Origin of the sequence: Methyloversatilis sp. RAC08, from assembly GCF_001713355.1 — a bacterium.
GTDB lineage: Bacteria > Pseudomonadota > Gammaproteobacteria > Burkholderiales > Rhodocyclaceae > Methyloversatilis.
On sequence record NZ_CP016448.1, the window covers coordinates 2569692 to 2587807 of the forward strand.

The following is an 18116-nucleotide window of genomic DNA, read 5'->3' on the forward strand; positions in this document are numbered from 1 at the left end:
CCCGGAAGCAGCGCCGCAAGCGGCGGTTCCGGTTACCGCCGGAGTCCTCTGTCCGAAACAAGATTACGCGCGTAGAGGCAGGCATCCGTTCGAAATGTGTCAATAAGTCTTACACAGCACGGTGTACTTCATTCGAGTGAAATCCGAACCGACAGACGTGCGTACGCTCGAACCGATTGTTTCGAGAGTGATTATCGGCCTCACAGCACATCAGTATTTCTTCGGCCCGGATCTCGCCAAAAAGCACATGCACCTTCGAAACCGGTTTCTGTGTGTCCGCGAAGTCGCCCTTGTCACCCGCCGACGCCTACTCAATGCGGAACTCTGCGTTTTTCGTGGGCATTAGCGACGTTTAGATCCTTGTTTTCAGTCTGTGACGACTTCTATCCCGCAAGCGGTATGGACAAAGAGAACGATCGCATCTTCGAGCTTCTGCGGGGTACTGCAATTCAGAGTCAGGCCAATCGTGGTTTCGCCAGGCTTGTAGCGGACTCCTCGAGCTCGCAAGTCAGCGTGACGGCGCCTCCAGGTGGTTCTCGCCGACTGACGAAGGGCGGATGATGACACGGGAGTAGTATGAAATTGGTCCTGAGGCCGTCTTGGTCGATGTAAATCCGCCGCGCGATCTGGACGCACCGAGCCCGGGACCCGCCACCCTACATCACCGTCGAATGCGGCTGCAGCGGATGTTCCAGCGTGTCGGCGATCAGGCGCAGCGCGATGTCGCAGTCGTCGCGCGACATCGGGCCGCCGAGACACACGCGCACCGCGTCTGGCGGCGTGCCGTCGGTGCTGAAGGCGGCACTGGCGACCACACCGACGCCCTGCGTGCGCAGATAGGACGCGAACTCCACCATCGACCAGTCGGAAGACAGCGGCAGCCACAGGTGGAAGCTTTCCGCCTGTGCCCGCATCGCGTGGCGACCGAGATGGCGTGCGGCCAGCGACTGGCGGAAGACGGATTCGCTGCGGATGGCGTCCAGCATGGTGTCGGCCGTGCCGTCGGTGATCCAGCGCGTGGCCAGCGCATTGGTCACCGGCGAGCACATGACCGTGGTGGCGCGCAGCGCACCGGCCAGTCGTTCCGCCTGGCGCGGGCCGGGCGCATGCACGAAGGCCGAACGCAGCCCGGCGCCGAAACATTTCGACAGGCCGGTGATGTAATAGGTGAGTGCCGGCGCCAGCGTGGCCAACGGCGCCGGCGTGTCGCGCGGCAGCATGGCGTAGGCGTCGTCCTCGATGATGGGAACGGCGTAGCGCAGCGCAACGTCGGCCAGCGCCTCGCGCCGTGCGCGCGTGACCGTCGCGGTGGTCGGGTTCAGTAATGTCGGGTTGCAGTACAGCGCACGCGGTTTCAGCGTCCGGCACGCGTGTTCGAAGGCGTCGGCGCTGGGGCCGTCGTCGTCCAGCGGCAGCGCGTGGAGTTGCACGCCGAGCTGCGCAGCGATAGCCTTGATGCCCGGATAGGTCAGCGACTCGACGCAGATCAGTTCGCCCGGCCGCGCCAGCAGCGACACCAGCGCTGTCAGCGCGGCGTGGATGCCCGGACACACCAGCACCCGTTCGACCGCGCACAGCGGCAGCCGGCGGCGCAGCCACGCGACGCCGGCTGCGCGGTCGTCGCGCGTGCCGCCGAAATCCTGATAGCGCAGCAGGTCGTACCAGTCCGACTGCACCATCACCTGCGCGGCACTGTCGCGCAGGCGCGCGATCAGCGCCGGATCCTGCGGTTCGGGCGGCAGGTTCATCGTCATTTCGGCGCCGCTGCCGCCGCGCAGCGCGAGGCCGGGCGTGGCCCCGCGCACGAAGGTGCCCATGCCGGCGCGTGAATCGATCAGGCCGCGCTTGCGCGCCTCGGCATAGCCGCGTGCCACCGTCGTGTAATTCAGCTCGAGGTAGTCGGCCAGTTCGCGCAGCGTGGGCAGACGGTCGCGCGCGGCTAGTCGGCCACTGCGCACATCCTCGGCGATCAGGTCGGCGATCAGCAGGTAGGCCGGCTTGTTGCTCGACCGGATGCGCTTGAGCCAGATCTGCGAGGTCTTGTCCATCAATCGGCTCGTCGGGTGAAGCGCTTGCGCGTGACGACATCGGCGATCCGGAGGCCGTCGGCCCGGCGCACGATGCGACAGCGATGATGGAAGCCGTCGGGCTCCGCACCGGCGGCCAGCAATTCGACACGCACCGCTTCGCCCGGATCGATGTTGCCGTGGAAGTACAGCGTGCGCTCGGCGGTGACCGCCGGGCGCAGGCCGTACCAGGCGAACTCGGCGCGGTCGACCAGCGCCTGGAAGGTGGCGAAGTACAGGAAGCCGGCGCCGTTGAAATCGCTGTTCGGGCAGGGCGTGAAGTCGAAGCTGCGAAGCACTTCACCGTCGTGCGCCGCGGTGCGGTGCGTCCGGCCGAGCGATTTCAGTTCGGCTGCGGCCGCCCTCAACATGATGTCGCCAGACATCAGGTCTTCGCTGTCCGGCAGCATCTGCGCCTTCGTCACGCTGCGGTTGCCGCCTCCCGGCGCGCGTCGCACCAGCGCCGACAGCAGCTCCAGGCGCGCCACGCGCGTGCTGCCCATGCGCACCGTCTGCGCGCTGTAATGCTGCGCGCGGCCATGCGGCACCAGCCGCGCCAGCAGCGCGAACGGCGCGTGCTCGGTCACCGCGTCGAGTTGCGCCTCGCGCAGCCGCACCGCGGTCAGCGCGGCATAGCTGCGGCAGCCGTCGATGTCGGCGAAGGCCGGTTCGTCCTGCCCCTGTGCACGTGCGATGGCCATCCAGTGCAGGTGGGCGCATTCCTTCAGCAGCCAGTTTTCCGACAGGCCGTACAGTGCCAGTTGCGGCATGCCGGCCTGATAGTGCTGCAGCAACGCCAATGTGGCGCGCGGCTGCAACTGGTTCGCGTCCTGCATCAGCATGTGACGGCCTCCTCCGGTTGAAGATGCCGGGGCGCGAAGGCGGTCACCTTCTCGGTCAGCCAGGCGGCGTCGCGCGCCACGCCGGAAAAGCGGCCCGAACCCCATGTGTACAGCCAGGGCAGGCCGAGGAAGTACAGGCCCGGTTGCTGCGTCACACCGCGCGTGTGCACCGGGTCGCCGCGGCCATTGAATACCGGCGCGTCCACCCAGCGGAAATCCGGGCTGAAGCCGATGCACCAGATGACGCTCGTGATGGCGCTCGATGACAGGTCGAGCGTCGTACGCTCGGCTGCGGGCGTCCACACCGGTTCATAGACCGACGGCGGCGGTGCGTCGATGCCGGCGCTGGCAATGTGCTTGTCGATCGCGGCGTTGATGCCGTTGTAGATGCGGTCGGCGTGATCGAGCGCGGCGCGCAGGCCGGGCTCGAAAGTGAGCGTCGATCCGTCGAGGTCCTGCAGCAGCCCGTACAGTTCCATGCCTTCGAGCGCGAAGCGGCGCAGGTCGATGTCGCGCCCGCCGTCGCGGCCGGTCACGTAGTGGTTGGTGTTGTCGCGCACGCCCTCGCGCAACGGGTGCTCGGTGACCGGCATGTCGTAGTAATTCATGTCGGCCAGCCAGTCGACCACGTCGCGTCCTCGGTAGAAGCGCGCGCAGCGCGGCGCATCGCCCACGGCGAGGTGAACCTTGCGCCCGGCCAGATGCAGGTCTTCGGCGATCTGTGCGCCCGACTGTCCCGACCCGACCACCAGCACCTCGCCCTCGGGCAGTGCTGCCGCGCTGCGGTACTGCTCGGAATGCAGCTGCACGATGCCGGCAGGCAGGCGCTCGGCCAGCCGCGGCACGATGGGCTGGTGATAGCCGCCGCTGGCCACGATGACCTGGTCGGCAGTCCATTCGCCGTCCGAAGTGATCACGTCGAAACCGCCCTGCACACGCGGACTGACACGTCGCACCGCCACGCCTTCGCGGATCGGAGGTGCGACCTTGCGGCGGAAGGCGGCGAGATACGCGTTGATTTCGTCTTTTTTCATGAAACCGTGCGGGTCCGGCCCGTCATAGACATGGCCGGGCAATGCGCACTGCCAGTTCGGTGTGACGAGGCAGAAGTTGTCCCAGCGCTGGGTGCGCCAGACATGCATCGCGCTGTGCTTTTCCAGCACCAGATGGTCGATGCCGGCCTGCTGCAGGCAGTGGCTCATCGACAGACCGGCCTGACCGCCGCCGACGATGATGACCGGCAGATGGGAAGAGGGGGATGGGGACATGGCAGGGACTCCGTGGCTCACTCGTCGAAGGCGAGTACTTCGATCTGCGCATCGGGATGGGTGACCCAGCGCGCAGCGCGCTGTTCGATGTCGGCCAGCTGGTCCATCGCGGCCGAACAGGCGAATCCGTACTTCGCACGCACCCGCTCGGACGCAATGTGCAGCGCTTCGCGCACCGATGGCAAGAATTCGGCCAGCGGGTAGCAGGTGCCCGGCGCGAAGTAGTCCTTGATCACCAGCGAGGGCGAATAGCAGCGGGTTTCAGTCTGGTCGGGCCAGCGGACCCGGAAGTGCATGGCGGGCATGGCGCAGTTCTCTCTATGTGGACAAAGGCAGAAGCCGCGACGCCCGGTACAGGTCGGCGTGACGCCGGGCGCTGGCCGGCCAGCTGAAGCGGCGGCACACCTCGGGCAGTTCGTCGCGCAACGCGTCGGCGCGGCGTGGGTCGCAGGCGCGGCGCATGGCGCGGGCGATCGACAGGGCGTCCTGCGGGTCGGCCCAGCTGACGTCGGTGTCACCCAGATATTCCGTAAACGGCGCGATCGACGACACGACGACCGGCGTGCCGCTGGCCAGCGCTTCGAGCACCACCAGGCCGAAGCCTTCGCAGGTTGATGCCATGACGAGCACGTCGGCCAGACGGAACAGCGCCGGCATGTCGGCATCGGCCAGCGTGCCGGCGATGACCACGTCGCGCGCATAGCCCACGGTCAGGCCGCTGTCGCGCAGGTCGGCCTGGAAGGCGCGCGCATAGCCTTCGTGGTCGAGCAGGCTGGCGCCGCCGGCGATCACCAGTTGCGCGCCTGGCAGTTCGGCCTTGAGCAGCGCGAAGGCTTCGAGCACGCGCCGCGTGTTCTTGCGCTCTTCGACGCCGCCGACGGCGAGGCATACCGGGCCGCGCCCGGCGGCTTCGGTGATGCCCAGCCGATGCGCGAGGATGAGGTCGCCGTTGCCGGGCTGTGCCGAGTAGCGTTCGGTGTCGACGCCGTTGTTCACGCGCTTCGCGTCGATGCCGAAATCGTCGGCCAGCCGGTCGCGCCACAGATCGCTGACGCACAGCACGGTGCGTGCGCACTGCACGCCGCGCGCCTGCCAGGCGGCGAGCCGGCTGTCGTCGAACTCGTCGAGGTGATGCACGGTGCGTACGAAGCCGTCGATCAGGCCCTGATCCTCAAGCGCGGCGAGCGCATTGGCGCTGATGCTGTCCTGTGCATGCAGGATGTCGAACGGCCGGGTCGCCAGACGCGGCGCCAGATGAGCGACATAGGCGCCGATGCGTTCGCTGACCATGTCGATCACGCTGCCCGGGACGCCCGCCACCGGTACCGGTTCGAAGCGGCACGTTGGCGTGCGGAACAGGCGCTGGCCGGGCGCGGCTGGCGCGAACATCGTCACATCGTGCCCATTGCGCTGCAGCGCCTGCGCCAGTTCCAGCGTGTGTACGACGCCACCGCGCGGATTGACCGAATGGGTCAGCAGCCCGATTCTCAGCACTGCCTGCAGCGCGTCAGACATGCGCAGTCTCCGCATCTGCCCGCGCGTTTGCCGTGGCGAGAATGAAGGGCTGTTCGGCGACATTCCACAGCAGCGCGCGTTCGTGCTGCTGCGTCAGCCACACCTCGGACGCTTCAGTCACGCGGCCGATGCGCGCCGCGGCGATGTCCCGTTCGCCGAAGCATGCCATGACGCGATCGGCATGGGCCGGGCGCACCGACAGCAGATAGCCGAAGCTGGGGAAGGACAGCAGCCAGCGCAGCAGAGGCACGCCGACGGGGCGCGGCACTGCGTCAAGATCAATCGCCGCACCGACCTTCGAGCACTCGAGCAGCATCAGTGCGGTGCCGATCAGGCCGGCCATGCTGACGTCCTTGCCGGCGTCGCACAGGCCGGCTTCGGCCAGTTGCGGCAGCAGTTCGATGTCGCCGCGCAGGCGCTCGGCCGGCGCGCGGGTCGAAGCATTCCAGTACGGATAGGGTTCTTCGTACGCGCCGCGCAGGTCGACCGCCATGATCAGGTCGTCGCCCGGCTGCGCATCGAAACTGGTGATGAGTTTTTTCGCGCGGCCGAGGATGGCGACCGCCAGCTGGCCGTGCGCCGCGCGGTGATTGCTGTGGCCGCCGACGATGGGCACGCCATAGCGCGTCGACGCGGCGGCCAAGCCCTCGAGCACCGGCGACGAGGCGTCGGCGCCGTCGCTCCACAGCGCATCGACCACGGCGATCGGCCGCCCGCCCATGGCGCAGATGTCGCTCACATTGACCATGACGCCGCAGTAGCCGGCGAACCACGGCATGCGCGTGACGAACTGTTCGACCAGACCTTCGATTGCGAACAGCAGCCAGCCCTCGCCCGAGGGATCGGCGATCGCGGCGCAGTCGTCGCCGACGGCCACGGCCTGCGTCAGGTCCTTCATGCCGCCGGGCAGTGCGCGGCCGAGTGCGTCCATCACGTGCCCGATGTCGCGCTTGTGCGCGAAGCCGGGGCTGCCGCGCAGCGCGTCGACGAGGGCGTGCAGATTCACGCGGCGACTCCGCTGCGCGCAGCCGTCGAGCGTGTGACGAAGCCGCTGAACACATCGAAACACGGCGGATAGTGATCGAGTTCCGCCTGCATCAGCCAGTGCGCACGCCCGTGCAGGGTTTCCGGCTGCAGCGGCTTCCAGTGCAGGCGACGGAACAGTGGCAGGTTCTGCGCCTGCACGTGGGCGAGGAAGGTGTGGCAGCCGCGCGCATGCGCGCTGGTCACCGCGAGCCGGATCAGCGTGGCGCCCAGCTTGCCGTGGCTGCGGAAGGACTGCGCCACTGCGAGGCGCGAGCCCCACCACAGGCCGGGTTCGCCTGAACGCCGGTCTTCGTGGATGCGCACCGTGCCAACCACCTGATCCGGCATGCCGCCGACCTGGGTAACGGCGACGATGAGCTGGGCTTGTGCGTCGATGGCGTCGATGTCGTCGCCCTCGAACACGCCCTGTTCTTCGCAGAACACCGCGCGCCGCAGTCGATGGGCTTCATCTCGCTCCCACGCGCTGTCCGCCCATTTGATGCGGAATTCGCAGGGCGCGAAATGCGCCGGCAGTTCGCAGTAATCCACCGGGTCAGCGCACCGCATGGGCGGCCTCCGGCTTTTCGTACGACGACAGCGACGAGCAGGCGCCGCATTTGCCGCAGCCGGCCTTGATGTCGGTCGAGCGCAGGCCGGCGTCGGACAGCATCGCGCCCAGCGGTTCGAGGATGGACCGCATGAAGGCCGGGCTGGGTGCCGGATGATCTTCCAGCGGCGTGCCGCTGATCGGCACGAAAGGCACGACGAAGGGATACACGCCCAGTCCGATGAGCTTGGCGCTGATGTCGAGGATGGTGTCCGTCGTATCGCCCAGGCCGGCCAGGATGTAGGTGCTCACCTGGCCGCGCCCGAATACCGCGACCGCTGCTTCGAACGCCTCCATGTAGCGCTCCATGGACACGGCGGCCTTGCCCGGCATGATCTGCTCGCGCAGCGCCGGCGTGACCACTTCGAGATGCATGCCCAGGCTGTCGATGCCGGCCGCCTTCATGCGCGCGAACCAGCGGTCATCGTCCGGCGGCTCGCACTGCGCCTGGATCGGCAGATCGACCGCGGCGCGCACGGCGAAAGCCGACTCGCACAGCACCTGCGCGCCGCGATCCGGCGTGGCCGGCGTACCGGTGGTCATCACCATGTGCTTCACGCCGTCGAGCAGCACGGCGGCGCGGGCGACTTCCGCCAGCTGTTCCGGCGTCTTGTGCGCGATGGTGCGGCCGGCGGCGAGCGACTGGCCGATCGAGCAGAACTTGCACGCCTTGCGCCGGCTTTCATACCGGATGCAGGTCTGCAAAACCGTGGTCGCCAGCACGTCGGCGCCGTGCAGCGTCGCGATGTGCGAGTAGGGCACGCCGTCGAGTGTCTGCAGCGCATAGAAGCGCGGCTGTTTCGGAAAGCTGATCTGCGCGATCGGAATGCTGCCGCGCTTCAGTTGCACGCGACCATCGGCGTCCGCCGCCTCGGCGATGAAGGGCGAGTTGAAGGCGGAGCCCGTATGCACCGGCACCATGATGGTCGTGCCGTCCACCGTCACCGCCTTGTGATCGGACGGCCCGGCACCGCCGCGCCGGCTCGGTGCGCCAGCGCCCGGATCAGCCAGCCGCAAGCCGAACGACTGCAGTTCCGTCATCAGCGCCGTCGCCTGCTGACGGTCGGTCGATTTGTGGTTCGATTCGCGGTTCTCTTCGAGGATCGGTAAGGTGCTCATCGATGGTGCTCCGGACAGGTTCTGAAGGGGATGCCATCGACACGACCGGACTGGCCGGGCGGTCGTTGATGGCGAGGCTGAGCAGTTCGGGTCGGGCGTAGTGGCCGACCGAATCCATCATGCGTTTGCGCTTGGTGACCAGCGCCATGTCCAGATCGGCGATCACCATGCCTTCGCCTTCGGTCAGTGGCGGCGCCAGGTGCACGCCTTCGGGCGACACGATGGCGGTGCAGCACCCGCCGCGCAGCGCCTTCTGCAGTCCGGCGTCGGGCGTGATCGACCGGATCTGGGCGTCGCTCAGCCAGCCGGTGGAATTGATGACGAAACAACCGGATTCGAGCGCGTGATGGCGGATGGTCACTTCCATCTGGTCGGCGAAGATCTGGCCGACCATCGAGCCGGGAAACTGTGCGCAGTGGATTTCTTCGTGCTGGGTCATCAGCGCGTAGCGGGCCAGCGGGTTGTAGTGCTCCCAGCAGGCCAGAGCGCCGACGCGACCGACGGCGGTATCGACCACCTTCAGGCCGCTAGCATCGCCCTGACCCCACACCATGCGCTCGTGATAGGTCGGCGTGATCTTGCGGCGCTTCAGCGCCAGCGTGCCGTCGGCGTCGAACACCAACTGCGTGTTGTACAGGCTGCCGTGGTCGCGCTCGTTCACGCCGAGCACCACCACGACGCTACGTGAGCGTGCGCGCTCGGCGACCACCTGCGTCACCGGCCCGGGCACCGCCACCGCCCGTTCGTACAGCTTCAGGTGCGCCGCGCCCATCAGCACCGGCGGCTGCACGAAGGAAAAGTACGGGTAGTAGGGCAGGAAGGTTTCCGGAAACACCGCGATCCGCGCGCCGCGATCCGCCGCCTCGTCGATCGCCGCCAGCACGCGGGCCAGCGTGCCGTCGGCCGATTCGAGGTCGGGCGCGATCTGGATCGCGGCGGCTCGGATTACTCGTGCATTCATGCGCTTCTCCGTAATGCAGACAGCCGGGACGCCCGCGCGTCCGCCGGGCCGCCCCAAGGGCGCGCGCAGCCCCCTCGGGGGGCAGCGAACGAAGTGAGCGTGGGGGCCAACACTTTCAGAGGGTCCAGGTGTCTAGGATGAAGGCGTTGTCCTTGCGGTGCAGCAGGATGATGTCGAGCACGTCGAGCGGGTTGATCGGCGTGATGCCTTCGATCAGCGACCCTTCGCCGTGGCCGTACAGCGCCTGCAGCGCGAAGCGGCAGGCATACACCTTGCCGCCTTCGGCGATGAACTTGGTGATCTGGTTGTTGAAGTTCTGGTGGCCGGGGAAGGCTTCGTCGCCCAGCGTCGGGAAGCCGCGCTTGACGCCCAGCGTGACGCCCGGGCCGTACAGCAGGATGGAGGTGTCGAAACCCTTGCGCTTCAGGCGGGTCGCCTGCAGCAGATTGACGAAGCCGATCGAGCCTTCGAATGCGACCGTGTGGAAGGTGACCAGCGCCTTCTCGCCCGGCTCGGCTTTGACGTCCTCGAACACCTTCTCTTCGTAATCGACGAGGAATTCACCTTTCTGATTGGCGGGCTTGGTAACTTTCGGCATGAGAACTCTCCTGTGGGGTGATCGACCGGGTCAGCGCGCTCTGACGGCGCCCCCGGTCCTGTGCACGCTGCGTGCCATGCCGCCGTGACCGCCTGCGATCAACATGCAATCAATGAACACACGCGCCCGCCGTGGCCGTTGACAGATTTTCACGGTCGCCGAAATGTCCTTTCCGGATCGTGGTTTAGGGGTGCCGTCACGCACCGTCATGGAGCATCCGCCATGCAATCAATGCACCCGATCATTCATCCGGATCGCACCGGATGAGCGTCGGTGGCGCCTACCCGCGTATCGTTGAGGCATGTCCGAATCCGTTGATCCCAGATTGATCGGCCTGGCTGCCGCGCTCGGCATCGGCCTGCTGATCGGCATGGAGCGCGAGCGGCGCAAGGGCGAAGGCCCGGCGCGCGCTGCCGCCGGTCTTCGCACCTTCACGCTGGCGGCGTTGCTCGGCGCGCTGGCCATGCTGCTCGGCGGTGGCCTGACGCTGGCGGTGCTGGCGGCGGCGGTCGGGCTGCTGGCGGTGGTTTCGTACCGCAAGTCATCCGTCACCGACCCCGGCCTGACGACGGAAGTCGCGCTGCTGCTCACGTTCACGCTGGGCGCACTGGCGCAGGTCGATGCACCATTGGCGACCGGCATCGGCGTGCTGGTGGCCATCATGCTGGCCGCACGCAGCCATCTGCACCGCTTCGTCGTGCGCGTGATGTCGGAGCAGGAACTGCACGATGCCCTGCTGCTGGCGGCGGCGGCGCTGGTCATCCTGCCACTGACGCCTGATCGCACGGTCGATCCTTACGATGCGATCAATCCGCGCACCTTGTGGACGCTTGCCGTGCTGATGATGGCCATCAACGCCTGCGGCCACATCGCGCTGCGCGCCGCCGGACCGGCGCTCGGCCTGACGTTCGCCGGCTTCGCGTCGGGCTTCGTGTCGAGCACTGCCACCATCGCGGCGATGGGCGCGCAGGCCGTGCGTACGCCTGCATTGCGTGCCGGAGCGGTGTCCGGTGCCGTGCTGTCGTCGCTGGCGACGGTGCTGCAGCTGGCGCTGCTGCTCGCCGTGACAAGTATCGCCGTGCTGCGTGAAATGGCGCTGCCACTGCTGGCGGCCGGCGTCGCGGCGCTGGCATACGGCCTGCTGGTCGCGTGGCGCAGCGTGCATGCGATGGCGGGCGCGTCCGTGCCGCCGGGCCGCGCCTTCAACCCGCGCATGGCCGTGCTGTTCGCCGTCACGATGGGCGGCATGCTGTTGCTGACGTCGCTGCTGCGCGAAGCTTTCGGCAGTGCCGGCCTGAACGCGGCCGTGGCGCTGGCCGGTTTCGCCGATGCCCATTCGTCTGCGGCGGCGGTCGCCGCGCTCCATGCCTCGGGCAAGATCGATGCGGTGCACGCGGTGCTGCCCATCCTGATCGCTTTCACCACCAACGCGGTCAGCAAGATCATTGTCGCCGCGACCGCCGGCGACCGGGCGTTTGCCGGCCAGGTCGCACCGGGTGTGTTGCTGTCGGTCGGCGCCGCCTGGGCGGTCTGGCTGATCCGCGCTGGCTGACGTCGGCGCGCATCGGTGGCCGACACACTTGACAGCGGCGCTTTCCCGGCTAGAATTTAAACGAACGTTTGAATGAAGGCTGTGCAGGCATGGATGTCCGTCGCACCTCGCTGACCGCGCACGAAACCCGCAACCGCATTCTCGATGCGGCGCAGGCCCTGTTCGTGGCGCACGGTTTCGAGGCGACATCGATGCGCATGATCACCGGTGACGCCGGCGTCAATCTTGCGGCGGTGAATTACCACTTCGGTTCGAAGGACGTGCTGGTGCGCGAGGTGCTGAAACGCCACCTGCAGCCGCTGAACGCGCAGCGCATGCAGGCGCTCGATGCGGCCGAGGCCGAAGCCGGCGAGCAGCCGGTGAAGCCCCACCGCATCGTCGATGCGTTCTTCAGCAGTTCGCTCGATCTGGCGTCGGGCAGTGCTGCCGGGCGCGAATTCATGCAGCTGCTCGGCCGCACCTTCACCGAACCGTCACCGACGGTGCGCGAATATCTCGCCACGGAATACGCGCCGGTGATCGGCCGTTACCGCGACGCATTCTGCCGCGCGCTGCCGACGGTGCCGGTCGAGGAGATTCTGTGGCGCCTGCATTTCATGCTGGGCGCCATGTCGTACGCGGTGTCCGGCATCGATTCGCTGCAGGTGCTGACCGGCGTGCGCATCGATGAACCGGATGCCATGCAGCGCATGCGGCCGCGCCTAATGAGCTTCCTGCTCGGCGGCTTGCGGGCGCCGCTGCCGGTGGGCGCCGGTTCTGAAGGAACGACGTAGCGGAACAGGGTGGCGCGGTCCGACTGTGACCTGCGCACCGAAGCGAAGCACCGGAGGAGAAGAACATGATGACCTGGATACTGTTGCTGCTGGTGCCGCTGGGCATCGTCCTGCTGGGCTATCTGCGCGCGCCGCTGCTCGCAGGTACCGCGGCGGCTGCCGCGTGGCTGGTGGCGGCCAGCCTGCATTTCGACTGGCCGATGGCGGTGAATGTCGCGATCGCGCTGCTGGCCGGCGTGCCGGCGCTGCTGCTGAACGTACCGGCGCTGCGCCGAGCGGTCATTTCGAAACCGCTGCTGAACGTGTATCGAAACATTCTGCCGCCGATGTCCGACACCGAACGCATCGCGCTTGAAGCCGGCACCGTGTGGTGGGAAGGCGAACTGTTCCGCGGTCATCCGGACTGGAAAGTGCTGCATGCCTATCCCGAACCGACGCTGAGCGCCGAAGAGCAGGCCTTCCTCGACAACGAGGTCGAACAGCTGTGCCGCCTGTCCGACGACTGGACCATTTCGCACGAACTGAAGGACCTGCCGCCCGAGGCCTGGCAGTACATCAAGGACGCCGGATTCCTCGGCCTCATCATTCCGAAGCAGTACGGCGGCAAGCAGTTTTCGGCCTGGGCGCATTCGCAGATCGTGACCAAGCTGTCGACCCGCTGCTCCGCTTCGGCCGTCACCGTGATGGTGCCCAACTCGCTCGGCCCGGCCGAACTGCTGCTGCATTACGGCACCGACGCGCAGAAGGACCACTATCTGCCGCGCCTGGCGAAAGGGCTGGAAATTCCGTGTTTCGCACTGACCAGCCCGCAGGCCGGGTCGGACGCGGCGTCGATTCCGGACTTCGGCATCATCTGCCGGGGCGAGTACCAGGGCCGGGAAGTGCTGGGCATGCGCGTAACGTGGGACAAGCGCTACATCACGCTGGGCCCGGTCGCGACGCTGCTTGGCCTGGCATTCCGGCTGTATGACCCCGACCATCTGCTCGGCGACACCGAAGACCTCGGCATCACCTGCGCGCTGATCCCGACCGATCACCCGGGCGTCGAGATCGGCCGCCGCCATTTTCCGCTGAACGCGGTGTTCCAGAACGGACCGAACTGGGGCCGCGACGTGTTCATGCCGCTGGACTGGATCATCGGCGGTCCGGCGATGGCCGGCCAGGGCTGGCGCATGCTGATGGAGTGCCTGGCTGCCGGCCGCTCGATTTCGCTGCCGGCGTCGAACACCGGCATGGCCAAGCTGACTGCACGCACGGTTGGCGGCTACTCGCGCGTGCGCAGCCAGTTCAAGACCGCGATCGGCCGTTTCGAAGGCATCCAGGAGCCACTGGCCCGCATCGGCGGCCACCTGTACATGATGGATGCAGCCCGTCGCATGACCGCCGGCGCGATCGATCTGGGCGAAAAGCCGTCGGTCGTGTCGGCCATCGTGAAGTACCACATCACCGAGCGCGCGCGCGTCGTCGTCAATGACGGCATGGACATCCTCGGCGGCAAGGGCATCTGTCTGGGCCCGTCGAACTTCCTCGGCCGCGCCTATCAGCAGATTCCGATCGGCATCACGGTCGAAGGCGCGAACATCCTGACGCGCAGCCTGATCATCTTCGGCCAGGGCGCCATCCGCTGCCATCCTTACGTGCTGCGCGAAATGAAGGCGGCGCTGGCCGACGATACGCCGGCTGCGCTGGCCGAATTCGACGATGCGCTGTTTTCCCACATCGGCTACACCGCCAGCAACGCGATTCGCGCGCTGGTGACCGGCCTGACCGGATCGCACTGGGTCGGCGTGCCGAGCGGCGTGGCGCCGGAAACGCGCCGCTACTACCAGCAGCTCACGCGCTTTTCGACTGCCTTCGCCTTCATTTCGGATGCCGCGATGCTCACCATGGGGGGCGATCTGAAGCGCAAGGAAAAGCTGTCGGCGCGACTGGGCGACATTCTTTCGCAGATGTATCTGTGTTCGGCCACATTGAAGCGCTACGAGGCAGACGGCCGGCAGGCGGCCGATGCGCCGCTGATGCACTGGGCCATGTGGGACGCCATGTACCACGCCCAGACCGCGTTCGAAGGCGTGATGTCGAACTTCCCGAATCGCGCCATCGCCATCCTGCTGCGCCGGCTCATCTTTCCGCTCGGCCGGCCTTATGTGGTGCCGTCGGACCGGCTTGGCGGCGAGGTGGCGAAACTGCTGATCGAACCGTCGGCGACGCGCGACCGGCTGACCGCCGGCATGTACATTCCGGATGACGAACACGACCCGGTCGGCGTGATCGAACACGCGCTGAACGCGACCATTGCCGCCGAAGCCATCGAGGCGCGCGTGCGTGCGGCGCAGAAGAAGGGCGTACTGAAAGCGCGCGGTGCCGGCCTGATGCAGGCGGCGTTCGACGCCGGCCTGATCGACGACGCCGAATTCGCGCTGATCCGCCGGCGCGACACCTTGCGTGACCGGGTCGTCCGGGTGGATGACTTCCCGCAGGATTTCGGTGTCGATGCGGTGAGCACGCAACCCGCCGAATCGCACAACGTCACCGCGATCGCCGCCTGATGACCCTGCCCGACGTTTTCGTGGTCGATGGCGCGCGCACGCCTTTCCTGAAGTCGCGCAACGCGCCCGGTCCGTTCGCCGCCGCCGACCTCGCGGTGGCTGCCGGCAATGCGCTGCTGTCGCGCCAACGCTTCCGGCCGGATCAGCTCGACGAAGTCATCCTCGGCTGCGCAGCGCCCTCGGCCGACGAAGCGAACATCGGACGCATTGCCGCGCTGCGCCTGGGCTGCGGTGATCGCGTGCCAGGCTGGACGGTGATGCGCAACTGCGCCAGCGGCATGCAGGCACTCGATTCGGGCATCGCCAACATCCAGCGTGGGCGCGCCGATCTGGTGCTGGCCGGCGGCGTCGATGCGCTGTCGCGCGCCCACCTGCTGTTTTCCGACGCCATGGTGCGCTGGCTGTCGCAGTGGTACGGCGCGAAAAGCTTCGGCGCGCGGGCGCAGCTGCTGACGAAACTCCGCCCCGGCATGCTGGTGCCGGTCATCGGCCTGCTGAAGGGCCTGACCGATCCGGTCATCGGCATCAATATGGGGCAGACCGCCGAAAACCTCGCCGCGCGCTTCGGCATCAGCCGCACGCAGATGGATTTCCACGCCATGCGCTCGCATCAGCGCACGGCCGCCGCGCTCGACGCCGGCCATTTCGATGAAATCGTGCCGATCGCCGACGCCGGTGGACGCATCCATATGGAGGACGACGGCATGCGGCGCGATTCGTCGGTGCCGCGGCTGGCCAGGCTGCGGCCGGTATTCGATCGCGCGCACGGCCACATCACGGCCGGCAACAGTTCCCAGGTGACCGACGGTGCGGCCTGGTTGCTGCTGGCGTCGCGCAGGGCGGTGGAGGAACACGGACTGACGCCGCTCGGCCGCATCGTCGACACCGAGTGGGCCGGACTGGACCCGGCACAGATGGGACTCGGGCCGGTGCATGCCGCCACACCCATCCTGCAGCGGCACGGTCTCGGGCTGAACGATCTCGATGCCTGGGAGATCAACGAGGCTTTCGCCGCCCAGGTCATCGGCTGCATCGAGGCATGGAAAAGCGACGACTACTGCCGCACCGAACTGGGTCTGCCCGGCGCGCTGGGTGCGCTCGACGAACGCCGGCTCAATGTCGACGGCGGTGCCATCGCGATCGGTCACCCGGTCGGCGCCAGCGGTGCGCGCATCGTGCTGCATCTGCTGCACGTGCTGCGCCGGCAGGGCGGCGGTCGCGGCATCGCGGCCATCTGCATCGGCGGCGGTCAGGGTGGCGCCATGCTGGTGGAAACGACGTGAGCGCCGAAATGACGCAAGGGCTCGAGCACTGGCGCCTCGAGCGCGACGCCGAAGGCATCGCCTGGCTCACTTTCGACCGGGCTGGCCATAGCGTGAATACGCTGTCCGGCGAAGTCATGCGCGAACTGGCCGGTGTGCTCGACACATTGGACGCCGCGCCGCCGCGTGGGCTGGTGATCCTGTCCGGCAAGGCAAGCGGCTTCATCGCCGGCGCCGACATCGCCGAATTCGGACAGGTCAGCGATCTGGCCGGCGCGCGCGCGCTGATCGAACGCGGCTGGAACCTGTTCAACCGGCTGGCGGCCGTGACCTATCCGACGTGCGCGCTGGTGCGCGGCTTCTGCGTCGGCGGCGGCACCGAACTGGCGCTGGCCTGCGACCGCATCGTTGCGGTGGACGAGCCCGGTACCCGCTTTTCGCTGCCCGAAGTGATGCTGGGCATCGTGCCCGGCTGGGGTGGCATGCTGCGCCTGCCGGCCCGCGTCGGCGCGCCGGCCGCACTCGACATGATGCTCACCGGCCGCGCGCTCGACGTGCGGCGCGCCAGATCGCTCGGTCTGGTTGACGACATCGCCCCGGCGCGGCTGATGCGCGAGCATGCGGCGGCCGCCGTGCTGTCGGGCGCGCCGCGCAAGCCGCTGCCGCTGCTGCAGCGCCTGCTGTCCGGGCCGCTGCGCAGTGTGGTGGCGAAGAAGGCGCTGGCCGGCGTGGCGAAGCGCGCCAGTCGTCGGCACTACCCGGCGCCGTACGCCATCATCGACATGTGGCGCGATTTCGGCGGCAATGCGCTGGCCGTGCCGGACGGTCATCCGTCTTCGATGGGCGCACTGGTCGCCCAACCGACCACTGCCAACCTGCAGCGCGTCTATCACCTGCGCGAGCGCCTGCGCGGCTTCGGCAAGCCGGAGGGCGTCGTACTCCCGGCGGTCCGGCACGTGCATGTGGTCGGCGCCGGTGTCATGGGCGGCGACATCGCCGCCTGGTGTGCGCTGCGCGGCTTTCGGGTGACGCTCCAGGACAGCAGTGCCGAGCGCATCGCCCCGGCGCTGCAGCGCTCCGCGAAGGCCTGGGGCCGCAAGTTCCGGCGCGACCGGCGCGGTCTGCGCGGCGCGCTCGACCGACTGGTGCCGGACGTGACCGGCGCCGGTATCGCGGGGGCCGACGTCATCATCGAAGCCATCTACGAAGACCTCGACGCGAAGCAGGCGCTGTTTCGTGACATCGAACGGCGCGCAAAGCCCGATGCGCTGATCGCCACCAACACCTCCAGCCTGCGCATCGAGGACATCGCCGCCGGCCTGCGCACGCCGTCGCGCCTGGTCGGCATCCATTTCTTCAATCCGGTGGCGCAGATGCCGCTGGTCGAAGTGGTGAGCGGGGCGGCCAGCGATCCGCTGGCCGTGCAGCGCGCCGCGGCCTTCGTCGGCGCGCTCGACAAATTGCCGTTGCCGGTGGCCAGCAGTCCGGGTTTCCTGGTCAATGCGGTGCTCGGCCCCTACATGCTGGAAGCGATGAGGTGCATCGACGAAGGCATCGCACCCGACGTGGTGGACCGCGCCGCGCAGGATTTCGGCATGGCCATGGGGCCGGTCGAACTGATCGATACCGTCGGGCTCGACATCGCGCTGGCCGCCGGTGCGCGGCTGACCGGCAGCGCGCAGGCGCCGGCCTGCCTGCAGCGCCATGTCGATGCGGGCCGGCTCGGGCGCAAAACCGGCAGCGGCTTTTACGAGTGGACCGACGGCAGGCCGCAGCGCGGTGCGGTATCGTCCGTGCCCGACGGATTGACCGACCGGCTGCTGGCACCGCTGCTTGCCGTCACCCGGCGCTGCGTCGAGCAGCAGGTGGTCGCCGATGCCGATCTGGCCGATGCCGGCCTGATCTTCGGCGCCGGCTTCGCGCCCTGGACCGGCGGCCCGCTGCACCATGAAAGCCTGACCTCTCACTGACTTTTTCG

At 67.8% G+C, this 18116-nt stretch carries 15 protein-coding genes; 5 read left to right on the forward strand and 10 right to left on the reverse strand.

The window, feature by feature from the left end; translation table 11 throughout:
* Positions 1-656: 656 nt before the first annotated feature.
* From BSY238_RS11915 to BSY238_RS11960, 10 genes are all read right to left on the reverse strand, one after another.
* Complete coding sequence (locus tag BSY238_RS11915) at positions 657-2048, reverse strand: aminotransferase-like domain-containing protein (RefSeq protein WP_069039334.1); 1392 nt, start codon at positions 2046-2048, stop codon at positions 657-659.
* A complete protein-coding gene (locus BSY238_RS11920; protein WP_083224035.1) occupies positions 2048-2908 on the reverse strand; it encodes a Pnap_2097 family protein in 861 nt (286 codons plus the stop codon). Before BSY238_RS11920 ends, BSY238_RS11915 begins: the two co-directional genes overlap by 1 nt.
* Positions 2902-4176, reverse strand: a complete 1275-nt coding sequence (locus BSY238_RS11925) for an MSMEG_0569 family flavin-dependent oxidoreductase (protein WP_069039335.1) — start codon at positions 4174-4176, stop codon at positions 2902-2904. Before BSY238_RS11925 ends, BSY238_RS11920 begins: the two co-directional genes overlap by 7 nt.
* Positions 4177-4193: 17 nt before the next feature.
* The gene (locus BSY238_RS11930) at positions 4194-4481 is read right to left on the reverse strand and encodes an MSMEG_0570 family nitrogen starvation response protein (protein ID WP_069039336.1); all 288 of its coding nucleotides are present in this window, start codon (positions 4479-4481) and stop codon (positions 4194-4196) included.
* A gap of 13 nt (positions 4482-4494) precedes the next feature.
* Positions 4495-5691 carry an MSMEG_0565 family glycosyltransferase gene (locus BSY238_RS11935; protein WP_069040639.1) on the reverse strand — a complete coding sequence of 399 codons (1197 nt, stop codon included), beginning with the start codon at positions 5689-5691 and terminating at the stop codon, positions 4495-4497.
* Positions 5684-6697: a sll0787 family AIR synthase-like protein gene (locus BSY238_RS11940; protein ID WP_069039337.1), complete on the reverse strand. Its 1014-nt coding sequence runs from the start codon at positions 6695-6697 to the stop codon at positions 5684-5686. Before BSY238_RS11940 ends, BSY238_RS11935 begins: the two co-directional genes overlap by 8 nt.
* A complete protein-coding gene (locus BSY238_RS11945; RefSeq protein ID WP_069039338.1) occupies positions 6694-7284 on the reverse strand; it encodes an MSMEG_0567/Sll0786 family nitrogen starvation N-acetyltransferase in 591 nt (196 codons plus the stop codon). The genes BSY238_RS11940 and BSY238_RS11945 overlap by 4 nt, the downstream gene beginning before the upstream one ends.
* Positions 7271-8443: an MSMEG_0568 family radical SAM protein gene (locus BSY238_RS11950; RefSeq protein ID WP_223300108.1), complete on the reverse strand. Its 1173-nt coding sequence runs from the start codon at positions 8441-8443 to the stop codon at positions 7271-7273. Before BSY238_RS11950 ends, BSY238_RS11945 begins: the two co-directional genes overlap by 14 nt.
* Positions 8328-9404, reverse strand: a complete 1077-nt coding sequence (locus BSY238_RS11955; protein ID WP_069039340.1) for a Nit6803 family nitrilase — start codon at positions 9402-9404, stop codon at positions 8328-8330. The genes BSY238_RS11950 and BSY238_RS11955 overlap by 116 nt, the downstream gene beginning before the upstream one ends.
* 115 nt (positions 9405-9519) lie before the next feature.
* On the reverse strand, positions 9520-10002 hold the full coding sequence (locus BSY238_RS11960; protein ID WP_069039341.1) for an MSMEG_0572/Sll0783 family nitrogen starvation response protein: 483 nt from the start codon (positions 10000-10002) through the stop codon (positions 9520-9522).
* A gap of 301 nt (positions 10003-10303) precedes the next feature.
* Here BSY238_RS11960 and BSY238_RS11965 point away from each other — a divergent pair, with 301 nt between their 5' ends.
* The 5 genes from BSY238_RS11965 (at position 10304) to BSY238_RS11985 (ending at position 18108) form a co-directional block, all read left to right on the forward strand.
* Positions 10304-11554 (forward strand): MgtC/SapB family protein, encoded by a 1251-nt coding sequence (locus BSY238_RS11965; protein ID WP_069039342.1) that lies wholly within the window; start codon positions 10304-10306, stop codon positions 11552-11554.
* Between the two features lie 89 nt (positions 11555-11643).
* Complete coding sequence (locus tag BSY238_RS11970; protein ID WP_069039343.1) at positions 11644-12327, forward strand: TetR/AcrR family transcriptional regulator; 684 nt, start codon at positions 11644-11646, stop codon at positions 12325-12327.
* Positions 12328-12395: 68 nt separating this feature from the next.
* Entirely contained in the window at positions 12396-14876 is a 2481-nt protein-coding gene (locus BSY238_RS11975) for an acyl-CoA dehydrogenase (protein WP_069040640.1), read from the forward strand.
* On the forward strand, positions 14876-16159 hold the full coding sequence (locus tag BSY238_RS11980) for an acetyl-CoA C-acetyltransferase (RefSeq protein ID WP_069039344.1): 1284 nt from the start codon (positions 14876-14878) through the stop codon (positions 16157-16159). Before BSY238_RS11975 ends, BSY238_RS11980 begins: the two co-directional genes overlap by 1 nt.
* Positions 16156-18108: a 3-hydroxyacyl-CoA dehydrogenase NAD-binding domain-containing protein gene (locus BSY238_RS11985; protein WP_223300109.1), complete on the forward strand. Its 1953-nt coding sequence runs from the start codon at positions 16156-16158 to the stop codon at positions 18106-18108. The genes BSY238_RS11980 and BSY238_RS11985 overlap by 4 nt, the downstream gene beginning before the upstream one ends.
* The last annotated feature ends 8 nt before the right edge of the window (positions 18109-18116 follow it).

Coding starts and splice junctions, on each gene's coding strand:
- BSY238_RS11915 (WP_069039334.1), bottom strand. CDS start 2,048: ATGGACAAGACCTCGCAGATCTGGCTCAAGCGCATCCGGTCGAGCAAC.
- BSY238_RS11920 (WP_083224035.1), bottom strand. CDS start 2,908: ATGCTGATGCAGGACGCGAACCAGTTGCAGCCGCGCGCCACATTGGCG.
- BSY238_RS11925 (WP_069039335.1), bottom strand. CDS start 4,176: ATGTCCCCATCCCCCTCTTCCCATCTGCCGGTCATCATCGTCGGCGGC.
- BSY238_RS11930 (WP_069039336.1), bottom strand. CDS start 4,481: ATGCCCGCCATGCACTTCCGGGTCCGCTGGCCCGACCAGACTGAAACC.
- BSY238_RS11935 (WP_069040639.1), bottom strand. CDS start 5,691: ATGTCTGACGCGCTGCAGGCAGTGCTGAGAATCGGGCTGCTGACCCAT.
- BSY238_RS11945 (WP_069039338.1), bottom strand. CDS start 7,284: ATGCGGTGCGCTGACCCGGTGGATTACTGCGAACTGCCGGCGCATTTC.
- BSY238_RS11950 (WP_223300108.1), bottom strand. CDS start 8,443: ATGAGCACCTTACCGATCCTCGAAGAGAACCGCGAATCGAACCACAAA.
- BSY238_RS11955 (WP_069039340.1), bottom strand. CDS start 9,404: ATGAATGCACGAGTAATCCGAGCCGCCGCGATCCAGATCGCGCCCGAC.
- BSY238_RS11960 (WP_069039341.1), bottom strand. CDS start 10,002: ATGCCGAAAGTTACCAAGCCCGCCAATCAGAAAGGTGAATTCCTCGTC.
- BSY238_RS11965 (WP_069039342.1), top strand. CDS start 10,304: ATGTCCGAATCCGTTGATCCCAGATTGATCGGCCTGGCTGCCGCGCTC.
- BSY238_RS11970 (WP_069039343.1), top strand. CDS start 11,644: ATGGATGTCCGTCGCACCTCGCTGACCGCGCACGAAACCCGCAACCGC.
- BSY238_RS11975 (WP_069040640.1), top strand. CDS start 12,396: ATGACCTGGATACTGTTGCTGCTGGTGCCGCTGGGCATCGTCCTGCTG.
- BSY238_RS11980 (WP_069039344.1), top strand. CDS start 14,876: ATGACCCTGCCCGACGTTTTCGTGGTCGATGGCGCGCGCACGCCTTTC.